Below are 21,075 nucleotides of genomic sequence, written 5' to 3' on the forward strand. Positions count from 1 at the left end.
GGGACCCCGTGGACAAGTTCCTCGTCTTCACCATCGTCGGGCTGAGCCTGGCGGCGATCTACGCCGTCATCTCGAGCGGCCTGGTCCTGACCTACACCACCACGGGCATCTTCAACTTCGCCCACGGGGCCATCGGCATGCTGGCGGCGTTCGCCTACTGGCAGCTCCGCTTCGACTGGGGGTGGCCGGCGCCGATCGCCCTGGCCGTGGTCCTCCTGCTCCTGGCACCGGCCTTCGGGCTGGTGCTGGAGCGGGTGATCATGCGGGGGCTCCAGGGCACCAGCGAGGCCACCAAGCTGGTGGTCTCCATCAGCCTCCTGGTGGCCATGATCGGGCTGGCGAACCTGATCTGGACCCCCGGTGAGAGCCGGCCCATGGACACCTTCTTCAAGGGCCAGAAGGTCGACCTGGGGATCACGACGATCACCTACCACCAGGCGATCACCATCGTCACGGCCATCGTGGTGGCGGTGGGGCTGCGGTTCCTGCTCTACCGGACCCGCATCGGCGTCTCCATGCGGGCCAACGTCGACGATCGCAACCTGGCGCTGCTCAACGGCGCCCGGCCCGATCGCATCGGGCTGCTCAGCTGGGCCATCGGCTCGTCGCTCGCGGCCATCGGCGGCATCCTCATCGCCCCGGCGCTCACCCTCGACCCCGGGTCGCTGTCGCTGCTCATCGTCAACGCCTACGCCGCCGCCATCTTCGGCCGCCTGCGGTCGCTGCCGCTCACCTTCGTGGGCGCCATCGTGCTCGGCCTCACCGAGGGCTACCTCGCGGCCTACCTGCCGGGGGAGAACCAATACCTCGCCGGGTTCCGCCCGGCGGCGGCCGCCATCGTCCTGTTCCTCGTGCTGCTGGTGATGCCCAACCCGCGGCTGCGCACCCGCAGCCAGCTCCGGGAGTTCTTCCCGGCGCCGTCGCCGTCGGGCATGGCCATGGTGGCGGTGGCCGTGGTGCTGGCCGGCGTGGTCATGGTGACCACCCTCGACACCACCAGCATCATCTCCTACGGCCAGATGTTCCCGTTGGCCATCGTCGCCCTCTCGCTGGTGCCGCTGGTCGGGTACGCCGGCCAGATCTCGCTGGCCCAGCTCAGCTTCGCCGGGGTGGGCGCCATCGTCGTCGCCCACCACGGCGGCGGGGGCTCGCCGCTCGGCCTCGCCCTCGCCGTGGTCGTCACCGCCCTGGTCGGTGGCCTGGTGGCCCTGCCGGTCCGACGGCTCTCGGGCATCTACCTGGCCCTCGCCACCGCGGCGTTCGCGGTGGCGCTCGACCGGTGGGTGTTCAACCTGCCCGACTTCGACATCGGGCCGCTGCACATCAGCCTGTTCCAGCTCGGCTCCACCGAGATCGCGCCGCTCAAGGTCTTCGGGTACGCGTTCGACACGCCGAGCCGACTGCTCATGCTCTCGGCGGTGGCGTTCTCGCTCACCGCGCTGGTGGTGGCCGGCGTGCGCTGGAGCGGCTTCGGCCGCCAGCTGGTGGCCATGCGCGACAGCGAGGCGGCGTGCGCCACCTTGGGGCTCAACCTGGTCTGGCCGCGGCTCGCGGTGTTCATGCTCTCGGCCGGCATCGCCGGGCTGGGCGGGGCGCTCTACGGCATGCAGCTCGGCTCGGTCTCGCCCGAGCGGTTCAACCTGGTCAGCGGCCTCCCGCTGTTCATGCTGGTGGTCGTCGGCGGCGCCGGCCTGGTGGGCGGTGCGCTGTTCGCCGGCATCGGCCTCTACGGGATCATCCCGCTGACCTCGGCCCTGTTCTCCTTCGTGGCCAAGATCAACGCCGTGTCGCCCGGGCTCACCGGCGTCGGCCTGGGCCGCAACCCCAGCGGCGTCATCCCGCTCGTGCAGGAGGGCGTGCGGCCCCTGCGCCGCGACCGGGTGGTGCTGCCCGCCATGGCCGTCGCCATGGTCGCGGTCTACGCGCTGCGCCAGGCCGACGCCTACGGCAACTGGCCCTTCGTGGCCCTGCTCCTCCTGGTCTTCGTGGTGGCCAACGCCGTCGCCGGCGCCCGGGCCCGCCCAGGGGCGGCCGAGCGTCGTGCTGCTGCGGCGGCCACGTCGGTGGGCGACCTCGACTGGGTGGGGATCACGTCGCCGTGGACCTCCGGCCACCTCGCCCAGCTCGAGTCGGCCTTCGCCGCCGACGGGCTGCCGCCGATGACCGTCCCCGGCCGGTCCCGGGCCCACGACCCGTCCCTGCCCTACGGCTTGGCCGGCACCCAGATCCGGGAGTGGCGGGGCCACGAGGCCACGCCCACCGCGGTCGCCACCACCAACGGCCACTCGGCCGAGAGCAGCGAGGAGGTCGTGCATGGCCACGCTCGAGGTTGACGACGTCTCGATCGCGTTCGGCGGGCACACCGTGCTGGCCGGGGCGTCCCTGCAGGCCGAGGCCGGGCAGATCACCGGCCTCATCGGGCCCAACGGCGCCGGCAAGACCACCCTGTTCAACATCATCACCGGCCTGCTGCACCCGAGCACCGGCCGCATCCGCATCGACGGCCAGGACGTCACCGAGCTGAGCCTGCACAAGCGGGCCCGCTCCGGCCTGGCCCGCACCTTCCAGCAGCTCGAGCTGTTCGCCATGCTCACGGTCCGGGAGAACGTGCGGGTGGCCATCGACATCCGCCGGCGCTGGTCCCACGAGCGGGGCAACGCCGCCGCGCTCACCGACGCCATCCTCGAGCGGGTCGGCCTGGCTGGCGTGGCCGACGAACGGGTGACCTCGCTGCCCACCGGGCAGGGGCGCCTGGTCGAGCTGGGCCGGGCCCTCGCCTCGCAGCCGAAGATCCTGCTGCTCGACGAGCCGGCCTCGGGCCAGGACGACATCGAGACCGAGCGCTTCGGCCACCTGCTCCAGGAGCTGGCCGCCGACGGCGCGGCCGTCGTGCTGGTGGAGCACGACATGGCGCTGGTCATGGAGGTGTGCCACCAGGTGCACGTCCTCGACCTCGGCCACATGATCGCCACCGGCCCGCCGGCCGAGGTCCAGGTCGACCCCCACGTGCTCGACGCCTACCTCGGCACCAGCCGCACGGTGGCGGTCCCGTGACCGCCGTCGACGCCTCCCCGCCGCTGGTGGCCGACGGCGCCAGCGAGCCGCTGCTCGAGCTGCGCGGCATCCGCGCCGGCTACGACGGCATCGACGTCATCCACGGGATCGACCTGGAGGTCCACCCCGGCCGGGTGGTCGCCCTGCTCGGCCCGAACGGCGCCGGCAAGTCCACCACCCTCAAGGTGCTCTCGGGCATGCTCGCCCCCTCCGCCGGCGACGTGCTGGTGGCCGGTCGCCGCGTCAACGGCGCCCGCCCGGACGACCTCGCCCGCCGGGGCCTGTGCCTCATCCCGGAGGGCCGGGGCATCTTCCCGAACCTCACCGTCCGCGAGAACCTCTGGATGATGACCCACCGCGGTCGGACCAAGGCCGACGTCGAGGAGCAGGCGGCCGCCCGCTTCCCGCAGCTCACGCGGTTCCTCGACCAGACCGCCGGGACGCTCTCGGGCGGCCAGCAGCAGATGCTGGCCATGGCCCGGGGCCTGGCCACCGACCCCGCCCTGCTCGTGCTCGACGAGCTGTCGATGGGCCTGGCGCCGATCATCGTCGACCAGCTCTACGAGACGGTCAGCCAGGTGGCGGCGGAGGGCACGTCGATCCTCCTGGTCGAGCAGTTCGCCCGCATCGTGATGGACGTCGCCGACGACGCCGCGGTGATGGTCCACGGCCACATCGTCGAGACCGGTCGCCCCCGCGACCTCGAAGCCAGCCTCTCCCAGGCGTACCTGGGTGGATAAGGAGCAAGCCATGATCGAGAACCCGCAGCGCGTGGAGCAGTTCAAGGGCGAGATCGCCGACATGCGCCTCGCCGACCCCGCCGCCGGGCGCGACCGCGCCCTCTTGCGGCTGGGGACCGCCCTCATGGTGGTGGGCGTGGTGCTGGCGCCGGTGGCCTACGGCATCAGCCACGGCACCACCAACGCCCTCCAGCAGCGAGACGCGCAGATCATCGCCATCAGCGGCCTCATCGTCGCCGTCGTCGGCGGTGCCCTGTTCCTGCGCTACTCCATGGCCCAGTTCCTGCGCTTCTGGCTGGCCCGGCTGTCCTGGGAGCAGCAGGCCCAGACCGATCGCGTGGTCGAGGCCGTCGCCCCGGGGACCACCGCCGCGGCCGCGCCGTCGACCCCGGCGGCCGCCCCCGCCACGGTCGACGTCCGCTAGCGCTAGCTGGCGAAGTCGGGGCTGTTGCCCCGGAGCGCGTCGCTGCGGCCCTCGGGCTGCTCCCAGTCCTCCTGGCGCCCGAGCGGCGTGAGGTCCAGGAACGCGTACGAGCCGCCGGTCCACTCGGCGCCCCGGCCGTAGCTCGAGTAGGTGTGGAAGACGTCGTCTCCCACCCGCAGGAAGGCGCTCATCCCCGGCTGCTCGCCGGACCAGCCGCCCCACGAAGGGTCCCGCTCGGCCCACTCGGCCTGGGTGCGGTAGTTGTATTCGGCCGGCGCCACCGCTTCGTCGAGGGTGACGTGGAAGTCGTAGTTGAAGCTCGACCCGAACGACGAGTACCACGGGAACGTCCAGCCCTTCCGGTGCTTGTAGTCCTCGATCTTCTCGATGGGAGCGCGGGAGACGTAGGCGAGCGAGGTGTCCCGGGTGTGCAGGTGGTCCTGCAGCCCGTCGGACATCTCGTCGGCCCCGGCGGTGCAGCTGGGACAGCCGTCGGTCCACTCGGGATCGAACATGAAGTGGCTGACCAGCAGCTGGGGCCGGCCGTCGAACAGGTCGAGCAGGCCCACCTCGCCGTCGGGGCCGGTGAAGCGGTAGTCCTCCTCGACCTTCACCATGGGCAGCTCGCGCCGCTTGGCGCTCACGGCGTCGCGTGCCTTGGTCAGCTGCTTCTCGTCCTCGAGCAGCGCCATGCGGGCGGCACGCCACTCGTCGGCGGACACGATCTCGGGCAGGGGCATCGGTCTCTCCTGGGTGGGGGTCACCAAGAAGACCGGACCTACCCGTCGAACTCATCGGTCGTGTCCCCGCGGGTACGTTCCCCGGGTGCCTGCGAGCCCGACCCCCCGCCTCTTCGCCCACCGCTTCGGGCGGGCCTACGGGCCCGACTCGGCGGCCAGCACCCTGGCCGCCGCCTTCGCCCAGGGCGAGCTCGACGGGTTGGAGACCGACTGCTGCCTCACGGCCGACGGTCGCCTCGCCCTCCTGCACGTCAACTACCTCCCGCTGTGCACGACGCTCGGCGGTTGGGCCCACGAGCGCACCGCCGCAGAGATCACGGCCTCGCAGCTCAAGGACGCCAAGGGCCGCCCGGTCGACGAGCACCCGCTGCTGCTGGAGGACCTGTGGCCCCTCATCGAGGGCCACGAGCTCACCGTCCAGCTCGAGGTCAAGGCGGTGGGCGACGCCGACCTCGCCGACCGCACCGCCGCGGTCCTGAACGAGGCGCTGGCCACCTCGCCCCCGCCGCCCGGCGTGCACGTCGAGGTCATCTCCTTCTGGCCCGACTCGCTGCCCGTCGCCGCGTCGGCCGGCTGGGACACCCGCCTCATCCTGGCCACGCCGCACACGCCGGCCGCCCTCGGCGCGTGGGCGAACGAGCACGGCGTCACCGGGATCATCCTCGAGGCGCCGTTCTGGGACCCCCGCCACGTCGACGTGTGGCGCGCCGCCGGCCTGTCGGTCATGTCCGGCGTCTGCAACGACGCCGACTACGCCCGGCTCCTCGTGCTCCCGTACGCGCCCGACGCCATCTGCACCGACCGCCCCCACGAGCTCCGCGCCGCCCTCGAGGCCTGAGCCCCGGGGCGGCGCCGGCCCCCGAGCTACGGCTTGGTGTCGCGCACCACCCACATGGCGAAGAACTGCGAGGCGCCGCCGTAGGCGTGGCCCACGCCGGTGCGGGCCCCGTCGACCTGGTGCTCGCCGGCCTGGCCCCGGACCTGCAGGGCCGCCTCGGCGAAGCGGAGCATGCCGGAGGCCCCGATGGGGTTGCTGGAGAGCACCCCGCCGGAGCAGTTCACCGGGAGGTCGCCGCCGATCTCGGTGACGCCGTCCTCGGTGAGCTTCCAGCCGCCGCCCTCCTCGGCGAAGCCGAGGTTCTCCAGCCACATGGGCTCGTACCAGGAGAACGGGACGTACATCTCGACGACGTCGACGTCCTTGCGGGGGTTGGTGATCCCGGCCTGGGCGAACACGTCGGCGGCGCAGTCCTGGCCGCCCTTGGGGTTCACCGGGTCCCGGCCCGGGAACTGGCCCAGCTCGGAGCGGATGGCCGTGCCGTGGACCCACGCCGGCTTGTGCGGGGCGCGGTCACCGCCGGCCTCGTCGGTGAGGACCATGGCGCAGGCGCCGTCGGAGGCGGGGCAGCTCTCCAGCCGCCGCACCGGCTCCCAGACCATGGGGGAGTCACGCACCTTCTCCAACGTGATGTCGGGGACCTTGAGGTGGGCGTAGGGGTTCTTGAGGGCGTTGAGCCGGTCCTTCACCGCCACCATCCAGCCCACGTACTCGGGGGCCTTCGAGCGGGCGATGTAGGCCCGGAGGTGCGGAGCGAAGTAGCCGCCGGCGCCCACGCCGCCGCTGCGGCCGCCCGAGAGGCCCCACGTGGTGTCGCCCTCGGACTGCTTCTCGAAGGCGATGGTGAGGACCCGCTTGCGGATGCCCGACTGGATGAGGTGGCTGGCCACGATGGCCGTGGACCCGCCGACGGAGCCTGCGGTGTGGACCCGCATGATCGGCTTGCCGGCGCAGCCCAGGGCGTCGGCCAGGTACAGCTCCGGCATCATCACGCCCTCGAAGGAGTCCGGGGCGGTGCCGATCACCACGGCGTCGATGTCGCGCCAGGTCATCTCGGCGTCGTCGAGGGCCCGTTGGCCGGCCTCTCGCAGCAGGCCGGCGAAGGACACGTCCTCGCGGACCTTCCGGTGGTGGGTCTGGCCGATGCCGACGATCGCACAACGTTCAGCCATCAGGAATCACCCTCCAGGACGCAGACCAGGTTCTGTTGCAGGCACGGGCCGGAGGCCGCGTGGCCGAGCGTGCGGTGCTTGCCGTGCTCGTTGATCTGGCGGAACGCCTCGCCGATGCGGATCAGCCCGCTGACCATCATCGGGTTGCTCGCCAGGGCGCCGCCGGAGGGGTTGACCTCGGTGTCCGCGCCGAGGCCGAGGGCCTCGGTGAGCAGCAGCTCCTCGTGGCTGAACGTGGCCGCCAGCTCGGCGACCTCGATGGGGGCGTCGGCCACGCCGGCGTGCTCGGCGGCCAGCCGGGCCGAGCCGGCGTGGGCCAGGTCCCGGAGGCCGGGGTAGTGGGCCTCGCTCCGGTGGTCGATGCCGCGGATCCAGGCCGGGTTGTCGCACACCTCCCGGGCCCGGTCGCCCGCCACCAGGATCACCGCGGCGGCGCCGTCGGTGGTCGGCGGGCAGTCGGCGGCTCGCAGCGGGGCGACGGTGTAGGCCGCCTCCAGCAGCTGGTCGACGCTGAGGTCGCCGGCTGCCCGCACGTCGGGGTGGGCGCTCGGGTTGGCGGCGGCGTTGCGTCGGCTCCGCGCCACCACCTCGGCGAGGTCGGCCTCGGTGGCGAGCCCCTGGTCGAGCAGGGCCCGGGCCTGGAGGGCGGCGAGCGACACGTGGTCGGCCCACAGCGGCATCAGGTAGTACGGGTCGTTCTGCAGGCAGAGCACCTCGCCCAGGTCGCTCCGGGAGGAGATGCCCGACGAGAAGGCCAGGGCGACGTCGACGTCGCCGTGCTGCAGCCGGACCCAGGCCTCGTAGAGCGCCCACGCGCCGTCCATGTCCACGTGGGACTCCGAGATGGGCGGCCAGGCGCCCACCGCCTCGAGGTTGGCCACGAAGGCGAACGGGGTGCCGGCGAGGTAGTCGGCGCTGCCGGAGCAGGTGAAGCCGATGTCGGCCCGGGTGATGCCGGACCCCTCGATGGCGGCGTTGATGACCGGCAGCAGCATCTGGGTCTCGGACTCGGCGGTGTCGACCAGGGACCCGGCCTGGGCGAAGGAGACGATCGCGACGTCCCTCACAGCGTGTGCCCCTCGTACTCGGAGGCGGGCGCATCGGGCTCGCCGGTCGCCTTCCAGCCGTCGATGGCCGTGCCGAGCCCGTAGCCGCGATCGTCGGCCACCCGGTCCTCGGGCGCCGCCCACACCGCCTCGACCATCAGGCCGGGCCGGATCTCGTCGAGCGGGATGTCGATCAGCCGCTGCTGGCCGACGGTGCCGTCGGCGCCCACCAGCAAGATGGAGGCGAGGGCGTAGTCCTTGCGCTCCTGCTGGCCGTGGTACTGGATCGGCGTGAGCACGGTCCAAGCAGTGACCATGCCGCGATCCTCGATCACCACCTCGTCGGCCGACGTGGTCTCGATGGTGCAGATGGGGCAGAAGCCCTTCGGCGGCACGAACACCAGCGAGCAGCTGGGGCAGCGGTGGCCGGTGATGCGGCCGTCGGCGAGGGCCTCGCCGAACGCGGCGGCCACCGGGTTGGTGCGCACCGTGTAGTCGAGCGAGATGAGCTGCGGCATGAAGCGCACGGGGCCGTCGTCGGCCACCTGGGGGTCGGTGTCGGTCACGAGGCCTCCGGTTCGAAGCAGGCGATGTCGGTGATGTGGCCGGTGCGCTCGGGCGCCCAGCGGACCTGGACCCGCATGCCGGTGCGGACGGCGTCGAGGGAGCCGGCGTCGAGGGCGTGCACCATCGACGTGTCGGCGCCGTCGAGCTGGACCAGCGCCCAGGCGAACGGGTGGGGGAGCGGGTGCTTGGCCCGGGGCTCGGCCACCCAGGACCACCCGGTGACGACGCCCGCCGAGCCGACCTCGACGAGGTCGTCGACGGCGTCGCCGCTGTCCGGGTCGTACTCGAGCGGCGGGCAGATCACCCGCCCCTCGGCGGTCCGGCTGCCCAGCAGCCGCTGCTCTCGCAGCGCGGTCAAGAACGCCCCTACCACCGGCCCGAGGCTGCGGCGGTAGAGGAGCTCCATGGTGAACGTGGATTCCCCTGATGGCACGTCCGGAGTAGAACACATTCTACTTCGACGCGCCACGGATCTTGCTGGACCGTTGCGCAGCAAGGGTTCGACCGGTCGCCCGACCCCCGAAGTCGCGATCGGTGGCAGGGTCTGCGAGAACGTGTTCTACTTCGGGCATGGCGTTCAACCTGGCCGACCTCGCCGAGCACACCGCCGATGTGGTGCCTGACCGGACCGCGCTGATCTGCGGCGACCGGACGGTGACCTTCGGGGAGCTCGATGCCCGGGCCAACCGGCTGGCCCACCACCTCGCTGCCCAGGGCATCGGCGAGCGCGACCACGTGGCGATCTACTCCTACAACAGCCTCGAGTACGTCGAGGCAATGATGGCGGCGTACAAGCTCCGCGCCGTCCCGATCAACGTGAACTACCGCTACGTCGAGGACGAGCTGGTCTACCTCTTCGACAACGCCGACGTGGTGGCGTGCGTCTACCAGGCCTCGTTCGGGCCCAGGATCCACGCCGTGAAGGACCAGCTGCCGAAGCTCCGGCACCTGATCGAGATCGACGACGGCACCGAAGCGCCGGTGGCCAACGGCGCCGTGGCCTACGAGGACGCCATGGCCGAGGGCTCCCCGGAGCGGGACTTCGGCCCCCGTGACGCCGGGGACCTCTACATCCTCTACACCGGCGGCACCACCGGCATGCCCAAGGGCGTGATGTGGCGCCACGAGGACGTGTGGCGCACCCTCGGCGGCGGCATCGACTTCGTCACCGGCGAGCGGATCACCGACGAGCACCAGCTCTCCCGCGTGGCCGGCGAGGCGGTGCCGCCCAACGGGCTGGTGCTGGCGCCGCTCATGCACGGCGCTGCCCAGTGGGGCACCCTCGGCGGCCTCTTCAAGGGGGTCACCAACGTGCTGCTGCCTCGCTTCGACCCGCACCTCGTCTGGGACGCGGTGCACCGCTACGGCATCGCCGTCATCACCATCACCGGCGACGCCATGGCCCGCCCCCTGATCGACGCCCTCAAGGAGGGCTCGCCCGACGGGCCCTACGACACCTCGTCGCTGGTGGCCATCAGCTCCACCGCCGCGGTGTTCTCGCCCGTGGTCAAGGACCAGCTCTTCGAGCTGCTGCCGAACCTGTTCATCAGCGAGGCGGTGGGGTCGTCCGAGGGCGGCTTCAACGGCATGCGCCTGGTGGAGAAGGGCAAGACCAGCGCCGCGGTGGGCGACGGCGGCGGCCTCATCAACGTGCCGCTCGGCCCGGACTCCAAGATCATCGGCATCGACGACAAGCCGGTGCAGCCCGGCGAGATCGGGCGCTTGGCCCGAGGTGGCAACGTGCCCATCGGGTACTACAAGGACCCGGCCAAGACCGCTGCCACGTTCATCGACGTGGAGGGGGAGCGGCACTCGGTCCCCGGCGACTTCGCCCGCCTGGAGCTCGACGGCACCATGACGCTGCTGGGCCGCGGCTCGCAGTGCATCAACTCCGGCGGCGAGAAGATCTACCCCGAAGAGGTGGAGTCGGCGCTCAAGGCCCACCCCAAGGTGTTCGACGCCCTCGTCATCGGGGTCGACGACGAGCGCTGGGGCCAGAAGGTGGCCGCCATCGTCGAGCCCCGCCCTGGCGAGGAGCCGACCCTCGAGGAGCTCGTCGCCCACTGCCAGACCAAGCTCGCCCGCTACAAGGTGCCCCGCGAGCTGCACCTCGTCAGCGAGATGCCCCGCCAGCCCAGCGGCAAGCCCGACTACAAGCGCGCCCGCCTCCTGACCGAGGCCGACCACGCCCAGACCACGAACACCGACACCGTGAAGGACCCTGCATGAACAACCAGCTCACCGAGATGTTCGGGATCGAGTACCCGATCTTCGCCTTCTCCCACTGCCGGGACGTGGTGGCTGCGGTCACCAACGCCGGCGGCATGGGCGTGCTCGGGGCCCTGGCCTTCTCGCCGGAGGAGCTCGAGATGGAGCTCACCTGGATCGACGAGCACGTGAACGGCAAGCCCTACGGCGTCGACGTGGTGATGCCCGTCAAGACCGTCGACCGGGACCGCGGCATCGACGACGTCAGCGACATCGGCGCCGAGCTGCGCAAGCACATCTCCCAGGACCACTGGGACTACGTCGACAAGATCCTCACCGACCACGGCGTCGACTTGGAGGCCAGCGGCAAGGAGCTCGAGTCCGGGGCCGGCATCGGTGCCGGCGTGCTGGGCTGGACCGCCGCCACCGGCTCGCCCCAGATCGACATCGCCCTGTCGCACCCCATCGCCCTGCTGGCCAGCGCGCTGGGCCCGCCGCCGAAGGCCGCCATCGACCAGGCGCACGCCCAGGGCGTGAAGGTCGCCGCCCTCATCGGCCGGGTGGAGCAGGCCGTGCGCGACGTGCAGCTCGGCGTCGACATCATCATCGCCCAGGGCTACGAGGCCGGCGGTCACACCGGCGAGGTCTCCACCATGGTGCTCGTGCCCGACGTGGTCGACGCCATCGCCCCCGTGCCCGTGCTCGCCGCCGGCGGCGTGGGCACCGGCCGGCAGATGGCGGCCGGCATGGCCCTCGGCGCCGCCGGCGTCTGGACCGGCTCGATCTGGCTCACCGTGGCCGAGAACGGCTCGTCCACCACCGTGACCGAGAAGCTCCTGGCCGCCACCTCCACCGACACCGTGCGATCCCGGGCCTACACCGGCAAGCCGGCCCGCCAGCTGCGCACCGCCTGGACCGATGCCTGGGAGGCCCCGGAGTCGCCCGGCACGCTGCCCATGCCGCTGCAGTTCATCCTCAACTCCTACGCCGCCAACAAGATGGGCTCGAAGCCCCCGCGCGAGCTGGTCGGCATGCCCGTGGGGCAGATCGTCAGCCGCATGAACCAGGTGCGCAGCTCCAAGGCGGTCATCCAGGAGATGGTCGAGGAGTACGTCGACACCACCCAACGCCTATCCGCCGACCTGGAGGTCTGACCCCATGACGCTCACCGAAGACCAGCCCACGGCGGTCGGCACCGACCGCTACACGATCATCTCCGCCGACTGCCACGCCGGCGGCAGCCACAAGGCCTACCGCGAGTACCTCGACCCCGAGTTCGTCGAGGACTTCGACGCCTGGCGGGGCAAGTACAAGAACCCCTACAAGGACCTGGGCGACAACCGCCGCCTGCGCAACTGGGACAACGAGATGCGCAACGAGCAGCAGGAGGCCGACGGGATCGTCGGCGAGGTGGTGTTCCCGAACACCGTGCCTCCCTTCTTCCCGAGCTTCGTGCTGTTCGCCAAGCCGCCCACCGACGAGGAGTACCGCCACCGCCACGCCGGCGTCCACGCCCACAACCGGTGGCTGGTCGACTGGTGCGGCGAGTTCCCCGAGCGCCGTGCCGGCGTCGGGCAGATCTTCCTCAACGACGTCGACGACGCCATCGCCGACGTGCGGTGGATCAAGGAGCACGGCCTGCGCGGCGGCATCCTGCTGCCCAACATCGCCCCGGACGTGAAGTGGGTGAAGCCGCTCTACGACCGCTGCTACGACCCGCTCTGGGAGGTCCTCCAGGACCTCGAGGTGCCGATCAACGTGCACAGCGGCACCGGCAACCCCGACTACGGCCCGTACCCGGTCAGCATGCTGCTCTACATCAACGAGGTGCCCTTCTACACCGAGCGCCCGCTGGTGCAGCTGATCCTCTCCGGCGTGTTCGAGCGCTTCCCCCGCCTCAAGGTGGTCCTCACCGAGGCCGGCTGCGCCTGGGTGCCGCCCCTGCTCGCCCGCCTCGACAAGACCATCCGGGGCATCCGCGAGACCGGTGCCACCGGCGAGATCCGCTACGGCGACGAGCACGTGCTGAGCCGGGACGCCACCGAGTACTTCCACCAGAACGTGTGGATGGGCGTGAGCCAGCCCAGCAAGGCCGACGCCGAGGCCCGCCACCAGATCGGCCTCGACAAGTTCATGTGGGGCAGCGACTACCCCCACGACGAGGGCACGTACCCGTACACGCGGGAGAACCTCCGGATGAACTTCTCCGACACGCCCGAGGCCGAGCTGCGCCAGCTGCTCGCCGGCAACGCCGCCAAGCTCTACGACTTCGACCTCGCCGCACTCGCCCCGCTGGCCGCCAAGGTCGGGCCCACGGTGGCCGAGGTGGCCACGCCCATCGACGAGGTGCCCGACAAGTCCCTCGACCGCCTGTCCGGCGACATGGACGCGAGGGCCATCAAGTGACCGACGTGACCGAGCAGCCCACCACCGGGCCCCCGGCCCGCTCCGGCTACGGCACGGTGCCGTCGGTTGCCTCGAGCAGCGAGGGCAGCGTGCCCGCCCTGGGCTCGAAGCCCGAGGTGCTGCTCGTCGACGAGCCGGCGCCGCACGTGCGGCGCCTGACGCTGAACCGGCCCGAGAAGCGCAACGCGCTGAGCCACCAGCTCCGCGCCGAGCTGATCAACGCCCTCAAGCTGGCCGACCAGGACCCCGACGTCCGCGTGATGATCGTGCGCGGTGCCGGCACCTGCTTCAGCGCCGGCTACGAGCTGGCCAACGGCAACGTCGGGGTCGACATGCCCCACTACACCGCCGAGGGCGAGGGCCAGTGGCCCCGGCACGTCACCGAGACGTGGATGGGCATCTGGGACCTGGCCAAGCCGGTGATCGCCCAGGTCCACGGCTACTGCCTGGCCGGCGGCAGCGAGCTGGCCACCGGCTGCGACCTGGTCTACGTGGCCCACGACGCCAAGATGGGCTACCCGGCGGTGCGCTTCGGGGTGCCGGACATGCACTTCCACGCCTGGATGCTCGGCATGCGGGCGGCCATGGAGATGATGGTCACCGGCGACTCCATCTCCGGCGACGAGGCCGTGCGCCTCGGCTGGGCCAACCGGGCCTTCCCCGAGGCCGACCTCGACGACGAGGTGCTGGCGGTGGCCAAGCGGGTCGCCCTGACGCCGACCGACATCGTGTCGCTCAACAAGCGCACGGTGCACCGGGCCATGGACGCCATGGGCATGCGGGCCGCCATCCGCCAGGGCACCGAGCTGTGCGCCCTGGGCACCAAGGCGGCCACCTTCGAGGCCTTCATCGAGAAGTCCCACGAGCAGGGGCTGACCAAGGCCCTGCAGGAGCGCGACGCCCCCTTCGGCGACTACCGGACCGGTGGCGGCGGCAACGGCGGCGGGGCCACCTGACCCGACGGGACTCCGTGCTGCTCGTCTTCGTGGGCGTGCAGCTGGCCCAGACCATGGGCGCGCTCGACGGCACCATCGTCGCCACCGCGCTCCCCACCATCACCGACGACCTGGGCGGGTTCTCCCGCATCACCTGGGTCATCACCACCTACGCCCTGGCCGGCGTGGCCTCGATGCCGCTGTACGGCAAGCTCGGCGACCTCTACGGCCGCCGCCGCATGCTGCTCGGCGCCATCGCCTTGTTCCTGGGCGCCTCGCTGGTGTGCGGCGCCGCCCAGACGCTCGACCAGCTCCTGGTGGCCCGGTTCCTCCAGGGGCTGGGCGCCGGTGGGCTGGGGACCCTGTCGATGGCCGTGCTCGCCGACGTGGTCCCGCCCCGCCAGCTGGGGCGGTGGATGGGCTACCAGGGCGTGGGCTTCGCCGTCTCGAGCGTGGCCGGTCCGCTGGTGGGCGGGCTCTTCGTCGACCACCTGAGCTGGCGCTGGGCGTTCTTCGTGAACCTGCCGGTGGGCGCGGTGGCCGCCGCCATCCTGGCCGTCTGCCTGCCCCGCTCCGGGGCCCGCATCGAGCACGCCCTCGACTGGGCCGGCTCGGCCCTGCTGGTGGCCAGCCTCTCGTGCCTGGTCCTGGTGGCCACGCTCGGCGGCGAGACCTGGGCGTGGACGTCGCCGCAGCTCCTGGGCCTGGCGGCGGCCGTGCCCCTCCTCGGCTGGGCGTTCGTCCGCCGCGAGCTCACCGCGCCGGAGCCGGTGCTGCCCCTCCGGCTGCTGCGGGACCGGGTCATCCGGGCCAGCATCGGCGTCAACGTCACCTCCGGCATCCTCATCTGGTGCGGCATCTTCTTCGTGCCGCTCTTCGTGCAGGAGGTGCGCGGCGCCACGCCCACCCAGGCCGGCTTCACCCTCATGCCGCTCATGTTCGGCGCCGCCATCGGCACCCTGGCCGCCGGACGCTCGGTGGAGCGCACCGGCCGCATCCGCTCGTGGCCCATCGTCGGCTCGGTGCTCATGGCCGCCGGCGTCGGCCTCCTGGCCACCCTGGGGCTGGGCTCGGCGGTGGTGGTCGTCGCCCTGTGGGCGCTCGTGCTCGGGGTGGGCATCGGGTTCGTGATGCAGCCGTCGCTGCTCGCCGCCCAGAACGCCGCCCCGGTGGCCGACCTCGGCACCGCCACCTCCACCGTGCTGCTCTTCCGCTCGCTCGGCTCCACCGTGGGCATCCCCGTCTTCGGCGGCATCCTCAACGCCGGCCTCGTGGGCCACGGCAAGGACGCCGCCGCCTTCGCCCACGCCGTGCCGCTGGTGTTCCTGGCGGCCGTGCCCGTGGCCGTCCTGTCGATCGCCGTGGCCCTCCGCCTCCCGGACCGCCCGCTCCGCGAGGGCCTCCAGGCCGACCTCGCCGAGGACCCCGACGCCCACCCCATCCCCATCGTCGACCCCGTGGTCTGACCACGATCTCGGTCCTAGGGACCGTCGGCGGGTGGGCTGGTGCGGCCGGGACGTTGGCGGTTGTGGGCGGGGCAGAGGAGGCGGCCGTTGGCTTGGGTGGTGTCGCCCCCGCTCGACCACTCGACGATGTGGTCGACGTCGCAGCGTTCGGCGGGCACGGTGCAGCCGGGGTGGGTGCAGTGGCGGTCGCGGACCTCGATGGCGCGTCGGAGGGCGCCGGGGAACGCACGGGTGCGCGTTTCCATGCCTCTGATCGTACAGGTGTTCGATCCAGGTGCAACCCAAGAACCACGGAGTGTCGTCGTTGGGCACGACGGGTCCGATCGCCGGCGGTCAGGCTCGGGTGGGGGACCAGGCGGGGTCGCGGCCGGCGAGGCCGAGGGTGCGGTCGAGGAGGGGAGCGTCGGCGGGGACGGGGACGGGCGGGCCGAAGAGGCCGGGGGTGCCGTCGCCGTCGGCCATGGGGGCGAGGAAGGCCTGGATGGCGTCGAGGGCGGCGGGGTCCACCTCGTAGGGCTGGCCGGTGGCGCGGGCCAGGTCCCAGCCGTGCACCACCAGCTCGTCGAGGGCCACGAGCCCGGCGACCTCACCGGGCAGGTCGACGCCGCCGGCCCGGGTCATGCCGGTCCAGGCATCGGGCTCCGCCCAGGCCAGGGCGACCGCTCGCAGGTCCATGCCGATCCGGTCGCGCCAGCCCTCGCCGAGGTCGGCCCCGTCGGGCGCCGGCGGGACGTCGCCGTCGTTGTCCTTGGTGGCGGCGAGCCGGAAGGCCTGGCTCAGCCCGCCGACGTGGACCAGGAGGTCGGCGACGGTGTACTCGGGGCAGGGCGTGGGCCCGGCCAGGGCTTCATCGGGGATCGCGGTCACCAGGCGGGCCACGGTGCGGGCGGTGGGGTGCAGGTCGACGGTCATGTGGGCTCCACGGTCGGGTTCCGGTTCGCCAGGGAGACGCCGGCGGGCACCGGAACTCATCGGCCCGGCGTCGCGGGCGTTCGGCGCAGCCAGGCGGGGGTGCGGGCGCTCAGGCGGAGCGGACCGACTCGACGGCCTTGGCGATGCGCCGTTCGCGCGTCTCGGGCTGCTTGGCCTCGGTGACCGAGCGCACCCACTCCTTGCGACGGCTCGGGGCCAGGCCGTCGAAGGCGGCGCGCACGGCAGGGTCGGCGTCGAGGGCGGCGGCCAGGTCGGGGGGCACCTCGATCTCCCGGGGTGCGGCGTCGAGCACCAGGTCCACCTCGACCTCGTCGCCGGCGGCCACGCCGGCCGCGGTGCGGCGCTCGGCGCTGAGCGGGACGAGCGACCGCCCGCCCATCACGCCGAGCGTGCTGGTGTAGGTGAACCCGTTGACGGTGACCGAGACGGCGGCGCGCTTGCCGCCGCCCAGGGCCGCCACCACGTCGTCGGGCACCGGGATGCCGGTGGCGGTCTTGCCGCCCAGCTCGATGGTCGTCCGGAACCGCATGGCCAGATCCTGCCCGATCAGCCCCGCTGCCGCGACGCCGGCTGGTAGTTCGGCCCGGCGGTGAGGTCGACGCGGCGGAGGAGGTCGACGCAGGGCGGCTCGAACGCCTCGGCGAACCACCGGGAGCGCTCGGCGCCGAGCAGTTCCCACGGCCGGGTGGTGAGGCGGTCGGTGTCGTCCTCGAGCCGCTGGCGCAGGGCCGTGCCGGAGGCCAGCACCACGTGGTCACGGGCGAGGCCCCTGGCCTCGAGCGCCGCCCAGCCGGCGGCGAGGTCCTCGGCCGAGGTCCCGCGGGAGGCGGCCAGCCAGTCCGGCTCGTAGCCCAGCCAGGCGTTGTGGAGGATCGAGGACTCGGCGTGGCCGAGGCCGGCGGCCACGGTGAGGGCCCAATGGGTGTCGCCGCGCCACTCGCGGACGGCGTTCACCGCGTGCCAGCCGGACAGGAGCGGGTCGGCGGGGCGGGGGAGCGCCAGGTGGGCGCCGTAGAGCACCCGGCCGACCACGGGGAGCTGCTCGACCACGGCCCAGAGCTCGGGGCCGAGCGCTTCGAGCGGCTCGACGATGGCCGGTGCGTGCTCGCGCAGCCCCTCGACGACGGCCTCGTCACGGGCGGTGCGGAACGCCTCGAACCGGGCGGGCCCGCCCACCAGGTCGAAGGTGGCCTGGATGCCCACCGGGCTGATCGATCCGAAGGCGGCGATCACGGCCTGGGGACCGGCCGCCGCCAGGGGCGCGCACCGGGAGGCGATGTAGCCGAGCGGCTCGGCGAACGCCTCGGGCAGGCCCAGGGCCACGTAGCGCCGGGTGGCGCCCGGGTCCCAGAAGATCCACCCGATGGTGGTCTGCACCGACCGGGCGTTGCGCCGGGCGACCTCGACCCAGTCCGTCACGTGGGGGACCGCGGTCAGGGGTGCTCGTAGGGGCCGATCAGCACGCGGCAGGCGCGGTCCAGCTCGGCGGTGACGTTCTCGAACGGGGCTCGACCGTTGGCCCAGGTGACCAGGCTGGAGTACCAGACGTGGCCGAGCACGGCGAGGATGTCGCCGCGGACCTCGGGGTCGAGGTGGGCGAGGATCGGGTCGCCCATGGAGGCGATCGACGCCCGCACCTCGGCGCCGCTGTCGCGCACGCCGACGTCGGCCGACGACAGGGCCCGCACCAGGGCGGCGCTGAGCTTGGGCTGGCGGCCCATGGCCCGGCACGCCCGGCGCAGCACGTCGGTCATCTGCTCCACGGCGGTGTCGCCCTTGGGCGGCGACTGGGCCACGCGGTCGCGCAGGCGCACGGTCCACTCGGTCATGGCGGCGGCGAGGAGGTGGTCCTTCGACGAGAAGTTCCGGTAGATGGTGGCGAGGGCCACGTTGGCGGTGGCGGCGACGTCGCGCATCTGGACCGCGTCGTAGCCGCCCTCGGCGCCCAGCTCGAAGGCGGCGTCGATCAGGCGGCGGCGCCGCTCGAACTGCTCCGGGCTGAGCTCGGCATCCTCCGCCGGGAGCGTGTCAGCCACGAGGGATCTCTCGGAGGTCGTTCGCCGGTGACTCAGCCACGGGGGGATCTCTCGGAACGGGACGGTCTTGTCGACGCGGACCTCGGGGGGCAGGCCCAGCACCCGCTCGCCCAGGGTGTTGCGCTGGATCTCGTCGCTGCCGCCGGCGATGCGGATGGACGGGGCCGACAGGAAGTGCTGCTGCCAGCGACCGTGCTCGGGGGCGTCGTCGTCGGCCAGCATGCCGCCGGGGCCCTCGATGGCCAGCGCCAGCTCGGCGTTGCCCTTCATGTTCCAGGCGGCCATGAGCTTGAGGGCGGAGACGCCGGGGCCCGGCGGCTTGCCCTGGCTGGCGGCGGTGCGGGCCTGCATGCCCAGGTAGCCCATGATCTGCTTGCGGGTGTAGGCGGCGGCCAGGCCCTGGCGCACCAGGGGGTCGCCGTTGCGGCCGAGCGACCCGGCCAGGGCGAGCAGGTCGTCGAGGGTGGGACCGCTGCTGTGGCCGCCCATGAAGGTGCGCTCGTTGGCCAGCGTGGTCATGACCGCGCTCCAGCCGCCGTTCACCTCGCCGAGCAGAGCGCTGTGGGGCACCCGAGCATCGGTGAAGAACACCTCGCTGAAGTGCGAGGCGCCGGTGATCTGGCGCAGGGGCCGGATCTCGATGCCGGGCTGGTGCATGTCGACGAGGAAGTAGCTGATGCCGCGGTGCTTCGGGGCGTCGAGGTCGGTGCGCGTGAGCAGGATGCCGAAGTCGCTGTAGTGGGCGCCGGAGGTCCAGACCTTCTGGCCGTTGACCACCCACTCGTCGCCGTCGCGCTCGGCCCGGCAGGCCAGCCCGGCGAGGTCGGAGCCGGCGCCGGGCTCGCTGAAGAGCTGGCACCAGACCTCTTCGCCGCGCAGCATGGGCGGGAGGTAGCGGGCCTTCTGCTCGTCGGTGCCGTGGGCGATGATCGTGGGGCCGGCCATGCCGACGCCGACGGCGAACGAGCCGACGGGCAGGCCCCGGGCGGTGGCCTCCTGGGTGAAGATGGCCGCCTGGGCGGGCGTGCCGCCCCGGCCGCCGAACTCCTCGGGCCAGCTGATGCCGGCCCAGCGGTGCTCGGCCAGCAGCGCCTGCCAGGGACGGGCCCGCTCCACGAAGGCGGCGTCGTCCTCGCCGGGGCGGTGGACCACGGCCTTGGCCTCGGGGGGTTTCGGCGTACACGTCGAACCAGGCCCGGACCTCCTTGCGGAAGGCCGCCTCGTCAGCGCTCTCGTCGAAGTCCATGGCTGCTCCTGTTCGGTCCCGGGCGACGATACGCCGCGGGGAAGGGGGGTTCGGCCGGGCCACCATCGACGCCGTTGTCGACGGTGGCCCGGCCTGCGCTCGGGGGGAGCGTGCTACTCCGGGCTGGCGGCGAGGGTCGCGCCGATCCGGAGGAGTTGGTCGGTGGCGCCGCCGAGCGTGAACTTCGAGCTCCTTGGCGGCGAGGAAGTAGCGGTGGATCGGGTAGTCGGCGTCGACCCCCGTGCCACCGTGGAGGTGGACCGCGGTGTGGGCCACCCGGTGGGCGGCCTCGGCCGCCCAGAACTTGGCCACCTCCACCTCGGTCGAGGCCGGCAGGCCCTCCGAGAGGCGCCAGGCGGCCTGGAGCACCACCAGCTTGGTGGCCTCGACGTCGATGTAGGCGTCGGCGGCCCGCTGGCCCACGGCCTGGAAGGTGGCGATGGGGCGGTCGAACTGGATCCGCTCCTTGGTGTACGCCGCGGTGAGCTCCAGCGCCCGGGCCACGATGCCCGAGACCTGGGCGCACAGGGCGATGGTCGACTGCTCCACCGTCCAACCGAGCACGTCGTGGCCGTCGGCCGGGGAGCCGAGCAGGGCGTCGGCGCCCGCCTGCACGCCGTCGAGCTGCACCAGGCCCTCGAGGTCGCGGCTCGTGACCCGCTGGGCCTCGATGGACAGCCCGGCGGCGCCGGTCTCCACCACGAACAGGCCCACCTGGCCGTCGCCGAGCGCGGCGGGGACGAGGACGGCGTCGGCCACGGTGGCGGCCGGGACGCACGTCTTGGTGCCGGTGAGGCGCCAGCCGTCGCCCTCGGCCGTGGCGGTGGTGGTGGGGGCCTCCGGGACGCGGTTGCCCGGTTCCAGGAAGGCGGCGGTGAGGATGGTCGAGCCGTCCACCGCGCCGGGCAGCCAGCGGGCCTGCTGCTCGGCGGAGCCGAAGCGGGCGATCGGGAGCGCGCCGCCCACGATCGAGGCCAGCACCGGCACCGGGGCCAGCGTGCGGCCCACCTCCTCCAGCACGATGCACTGCTCGAGGATGCCGAAGCCCTGGCCGCCGTGGTCGGTGGGCAGGGCCACGCCGAGGAGGCCGGCGTCGGCCAGGGCGGTCCAGACGCCCCGGTCGAAGCGCTCCTCGCCCTTCTCGACCTCCCGGAGGAGGTCCTCGGTGACCTTGTCGGTGAGGATGCGCCGGGCCAGGCCGGCGATCTCGTCCTGTTCGTCGCTGCGTGCGAAGTCCACTGTCGTCGTCTCCTGCGTCGTCCGG

General features: G+C 72.7%; 20 protein-coding genes and 1 pseudogene. 10 read left to right on the forward strand and 11 right to left on the reverse strand.

Features of this window, described 5'->3' with window-relative positions:
• Positions 1 to 8 precede the first annotated feature (8 nt).
• Genes KSP35_RS00595 through KSP35_RS00610 form a run of 4 tightly spaced genes read left to right on the forward strand, consistent with a single transcriptional unit; the run spans position 9 to position 4,218 of the window.
• Positions 9 to 2,333 carry an ABC transporter permease gene (locus KSP35_RS00595; RefSeq protein ID WP_216998322.1) on the forward strand — a complete coding sequence of 775 codons (2,325 nt, stop codon included), beginning with the start codon at positions 9 to 11 and terminating at the stop codon, positions 2,331 to 2,333.
• Complete coding sequence (locus KSP35_RS00600; RefSeq protein WP_216998323.1) at positions 2,314 to 3,054, forward strand: ABC transporter ATP-binding protein; 741 nt, start codon at positions 2,314 to 2,316, stop codon at positions 3,052 to 3,054. Before KSP35_RS00595 ends, KSP35_RS00600 begins: the two co-directional genes overlap by 20 nt.
• Positions 3,051 to 3,794, forward strand: coding sequence for an ABC transporter ATP-binding protein (locus KSP35_RS00605; protein ID WP_254126912.1), 744 nt, complete (start codon positions 3,051 to 3,053; stop codon positions 3,792 to 3,794). Before KSP35_RS00600 ends, KSP35_RS00605 begins: the two co-directional genes overlap by 4 nt.
• A gap of 10 nt (positions 3,795 to 3,804) precedes the next feature.
• Complete coding sequence (locus KSP35_RS00610; RefSeq protein WP_216998324.1) at positions 3,805 to 4,218, forward strand: hypothetical protein; 414 nt, start codon at positions 3,805 to 3,807, stop codon at positions 4,216 to 4,218.
• A gap of 2 nt (positions 4,219 to 4,220) precedes the next feature.
• Here KSP35_RS00610 and KSP35_RS00615 read toward each other — a convergent pair whose 3' ends face one another.
• Entirely contained in the window at positions 4,221 to 4,958 is a 738-nt protein-coding gene (locus KSP35_RS00615) for a DUF899 domain-containing protein (RefSeq protein ID WP_216998325.1), read from the reverse strand.
• 85 nt (positions 4,959 to 5,043) lie between these two features.
• On the opposite strand from KSP35_RS00615, the gene KSP35_RS00620 reads away from it, so the two are divergent.
• Entirely contained in the window at positions 5,044 to 5,796 is a 753-nt protein-coding gene (locus KSP35_RS00620) for a glycerophosphodiester phosphodiesterase family protein (RefSeq protein WP_216998326.1), read from the forward strand.
• Positions 5,797 to 5,822: 26 nt separating this feature from the next.
• On the opposite strand, the gene KSP35_RS00625 is transcribed toward KSP35_RS00620, so the two are convergent.
• From KSP35_RS00625 to KSP35_RS00640, 4 genes are read right to left on the reverse strand one after another with little or no spacing between them, the layout of a single operon-like run.
• The gene (locus KSP35_RS00625; RefSeq protein WP_254126913.1) at positions 5,823 to 6,968 is read right to left on the reverse strand and encodes a thiolase domain-containing protein; all 1,146 of its coding nucleotides are present in this window, start codon (positions 6,966 to 6,968) and stop codon (positions 5,823 to 5,825) included.
• Positions 6,968 to 8,035, reverse strand: coding sequence for a lipid-transfer protein (locus tag KSP35_RS00630; protein WP_254126914.1), 1,068 nt, complete (start codon positions 8,033 to 8,035; stop codon positions 6,968 to 6,970). The genes KSP35_RS00625 and KSP35_RS00630 overlap by 1 nt, the downstream gene beginning before the upstream one ends.
• A complete protein-coding gene (locus KSP35_RS00635; protein WP_216998327.1) occupies positions 8,032 to 8,580 on the reverse strand; it encodes a Zn-ribbon domain-containing OB-fold protein in 549 nt (182 codons plus the stop codon). The genes KSP35_RS00630 and KSP35_RS00635 overlap by 4 nt, the downstream gene beginning before the upstream one ends.
• A complete protein-coding gene (locus tag KSP35_RS00640) occupies positions 8,577 to 9,014 on the reverse strand; it encodes a Zn-ribbon domain-containing OB-fold protein (protein WP_254126915.1) in 438 nt (145 codons plus the stop codon). Before KSP35_RS00640 ends, KSP35_RS00635 begins: the two co-directional genes overlap by 4 nt.
• 137 nt (positions 9,015 to 9,151) lie before the next feature.
• On the opposite strand from KSP35_RS00640, the gene KSP35_RS00645 reads away from it, so the two are divergent.
• Genes KSP35_RS00645 through KSP35_RS00665 form a run of 5 tightly spaced genes read left to right on the forward strand, consistent with a single transcriptional unit; the run spans position 9,152 to position 15,596 of the window.
• Positions 9,152 to 10,810, forward strand: coding sequence for an acyl-CoA synthetase (locus KSP35_RS00645; protein ID WP_216998329.1), 1,659 nt, complete (start codon positions 9,152 to 9,154; stop codon positions 10,808 to 10,810).
• Positions 10,807 to 11,943, forward strand: coding sequence for a nitronate monooxygenase (locus tag KSP35_RS00650; RefSeq protein WP_216998330.1), 1,137 nt, complete (start codon positions 10,807 to 10,809; stop codon positions 11,941 to 11,943). The genes KSP35_RS00645 and KSP35_RS00650 overlap by 4 nt, the downstream gene beginning before the upstream one ends.
• A 4-nt stretch (positions 11,944 to 11,947) precedes the next feature.
• Entirely contained in the window at positions 11,948 to 13,195 is a 1,248-nt protein-coding gene (locus KSP35_RS00655; RefSeq protein WP_216998331.1) for an amidohydrolase family protein, read from the forward strand.
• On the forward strand, positions 13,192 to 14,151 hold the full coding sequence (locus KSP35_RS00660; protein ID WP_254126916.1) for an enoyl-CoA hydratase-related protein: 960 nt from the start codon (positions 13,192 to 13,194) through the stop codon (positions 14,149 to 14,151). The genes KSP35_RS00655 and KSP35_RS00660 overlap by 4 nt, the downstream gene beginning before the upstream one ends.
• Before the next feature lie 14 nt (positions 14,152 to 14,165).
• Positions 14,166 to 15,596, forward strand: coding sequence for an MDR family MFS transporter (locus KSP35_RS00665; protein ID WP_216998332.1), 1,431 nt, complete (start codon positions 14,166 to 14,168; stop codon positions 15,594 to 15,596).
• A gap of 14 nt (positions 15,597 to 15,610) precedes the next feature.
• Here the strand turns inward: KSP35_RS00665 and KSP35_RS00670 are convergent, their stop codons facing one another.
• The 6 genes and pseudogenes from KSP35_RS00670 to KSP35_RS25395 all read right to left on the reverse strand — a co-directional run bounded on the left by KSP35_RS00670 (position 15,611) and on the right by KSP35_RS25395 (position 21,050).
• On the reverse strand, positions 15,611 to 15,841 hold the full coding sequence (locus KSP35_RS00670; protein ID WP_216998333.1) for an HNH endonuclease signature motif containing protein: 231 nt from the start codon (positions 15,839 to 15,841) through the stop codon (positions 15,611 to 15,613).
• An 88-nt stretch (positions 15,842 to 15,929) separates the two neighbouring features.
• Complete coding sequence (locus tag KSP35_RS00675; protein WP_216998334.1) at positions 15,930 to 16,508, reverse strand: TIGR03086 family metal-binding protein; 579 nt, start codon at positions 16,506 to 16,508, stop codon at positions 15,930 to 15,932.
• Positions 16,509 to 16,617: 109 nt separating this feature from the next.
• On the reverse strand, positions 16,618 to 17,058 hold the full coding sequence (locus KSP35_RS00680; protein WP_216998335.1) for a YdeI/OmpD-associated family protein: 441 nt from the start codon (positions 17,056 to 17,058) through the stop codon (positions 16,618 to 16,620).
• Positions 17,059 to 17,075: 17 nt separating this feature from the next.
• Positions 17,076 to 17,948, reverse strand: coding sequence for a hypothetical protein (locus KSP35_RS00685; RefSeq protein ID WP_216998336.1), 873 nt, complete (start codon positions 17,946 to 17,948; stop codon positions 17,076 to 17,078).
• Between the two features lie 14 nt (positions 17,949 to 17,962).
• Positions 17,963 to 19,717 carry an acyl-CoA dehydrogenase family protein gene (locus tag KSP35_RS00690; protein WP_216998337.1) on the reverse strand — a complete coding sequence of 585 codons (1,755 nt, stop codon included), beginning with the start codon at positions 19,715 to 19,717 and terminating at the stop codon, positions 17,963 to 17,965.
• A 207-nt stretch (positions 19,718 to 19,924) separates the two neighbouring features.
• A pseudogene (locus KSP35_RS25395) lies at positions 19,925 to 21,050 on the reverse strand (acyl-CoA dehydrogenase family protein).
• Positions 21,051 to 21,075: the final 25 nt, after the last annotated feature.

Origin of the sequence: Aquihabitans sp. G128 (genome assembly GCF_019048865.1) — a bacterium.
Lineage (GTDB): Bacteria > Actinomycetota > Acidimicrobiia > Acidimicrobiales > Iamiaceae > Aquihabitans.

What these genes read in the sequence shown, in the direction of transcription:
- KSP35_RS00600 (WP_216998323.1), top strand. Translation starts at nt 2,314, where the DNA reads ATGGCCACGCTCGAGGTTGACGACGTCTCGATCGCGTTCGGCGGGCAC.
- KSP35_RS00610 (WP_216998324.1), top strand. Translation starts at nt 3,805, where the DNA reads ATGATCGAGAACCCGCAGCGCGTGGAGCAGTTCAAGGGCGAGATCGCC.
- KSP35_RS00615 (WP_216998325.1), bottom strand. Translation starts at nt 4,958, where the DNA reads ATGCCCCTGCCCGAGATCGTGTCCGCCGACGAGTGGCGTGCCGCCCGC.
- KSP35_RS00625 (WP_254126913.1), bottom strand. Translation starts at nt 6,968, where the DNA reads ATGGCTGAACGTTGTGCGATCGTCGGCATCGGCCAGACCCACCACCGG.
- KSP35_RS00645 (WP_216998329.1), top strand. Translation starts at nt 9,152, where the DNA reads ATGGCGTTCAACCTGGCCGACCTCGCCGAGCACACCGCCGATGTGGTG.
- KSP35_RS00650 (WP_216998330.1), top strand. Translation starts at nt 10,807, where the DNA reads ATGAACAACCAGCTCACCGAGATGTTCGGGATCGAGTACCCGATCTTC.
- KSP35_RS00655 (WP_216998331.1), top strand. Translation starts at nt 11,948, where the DNA reads ATGACGCTCACCGAAGACCAGCCCACGGCGGTCGGCACCGACCGCTAC.
- KSP35_RS00670 (WP_216998333.1), bottom strand. Translation starts at nt 15,841, where the DNA reads ATGGAAACGCGCACCCGTGCGTTCCCCGGCGCCCTCCGACGCGCCATC.
- KSP35_RS00675 (WP_216998334.1), bottom strand. Translation starts at nt 16,508, where the DNA reads ATGACCGTCGACCTGCACCCCACCGCCCGCACCGTGGCCCGCCTGGTG.
- KSP35_RS00680 (WP_216998335.1), bottom strand. Translation starts at nt 17,058, where the DNA reads ATGCGGTTCCGGACGACCATCGAGCTGGGCGGCAAGACCGCCACCGGC.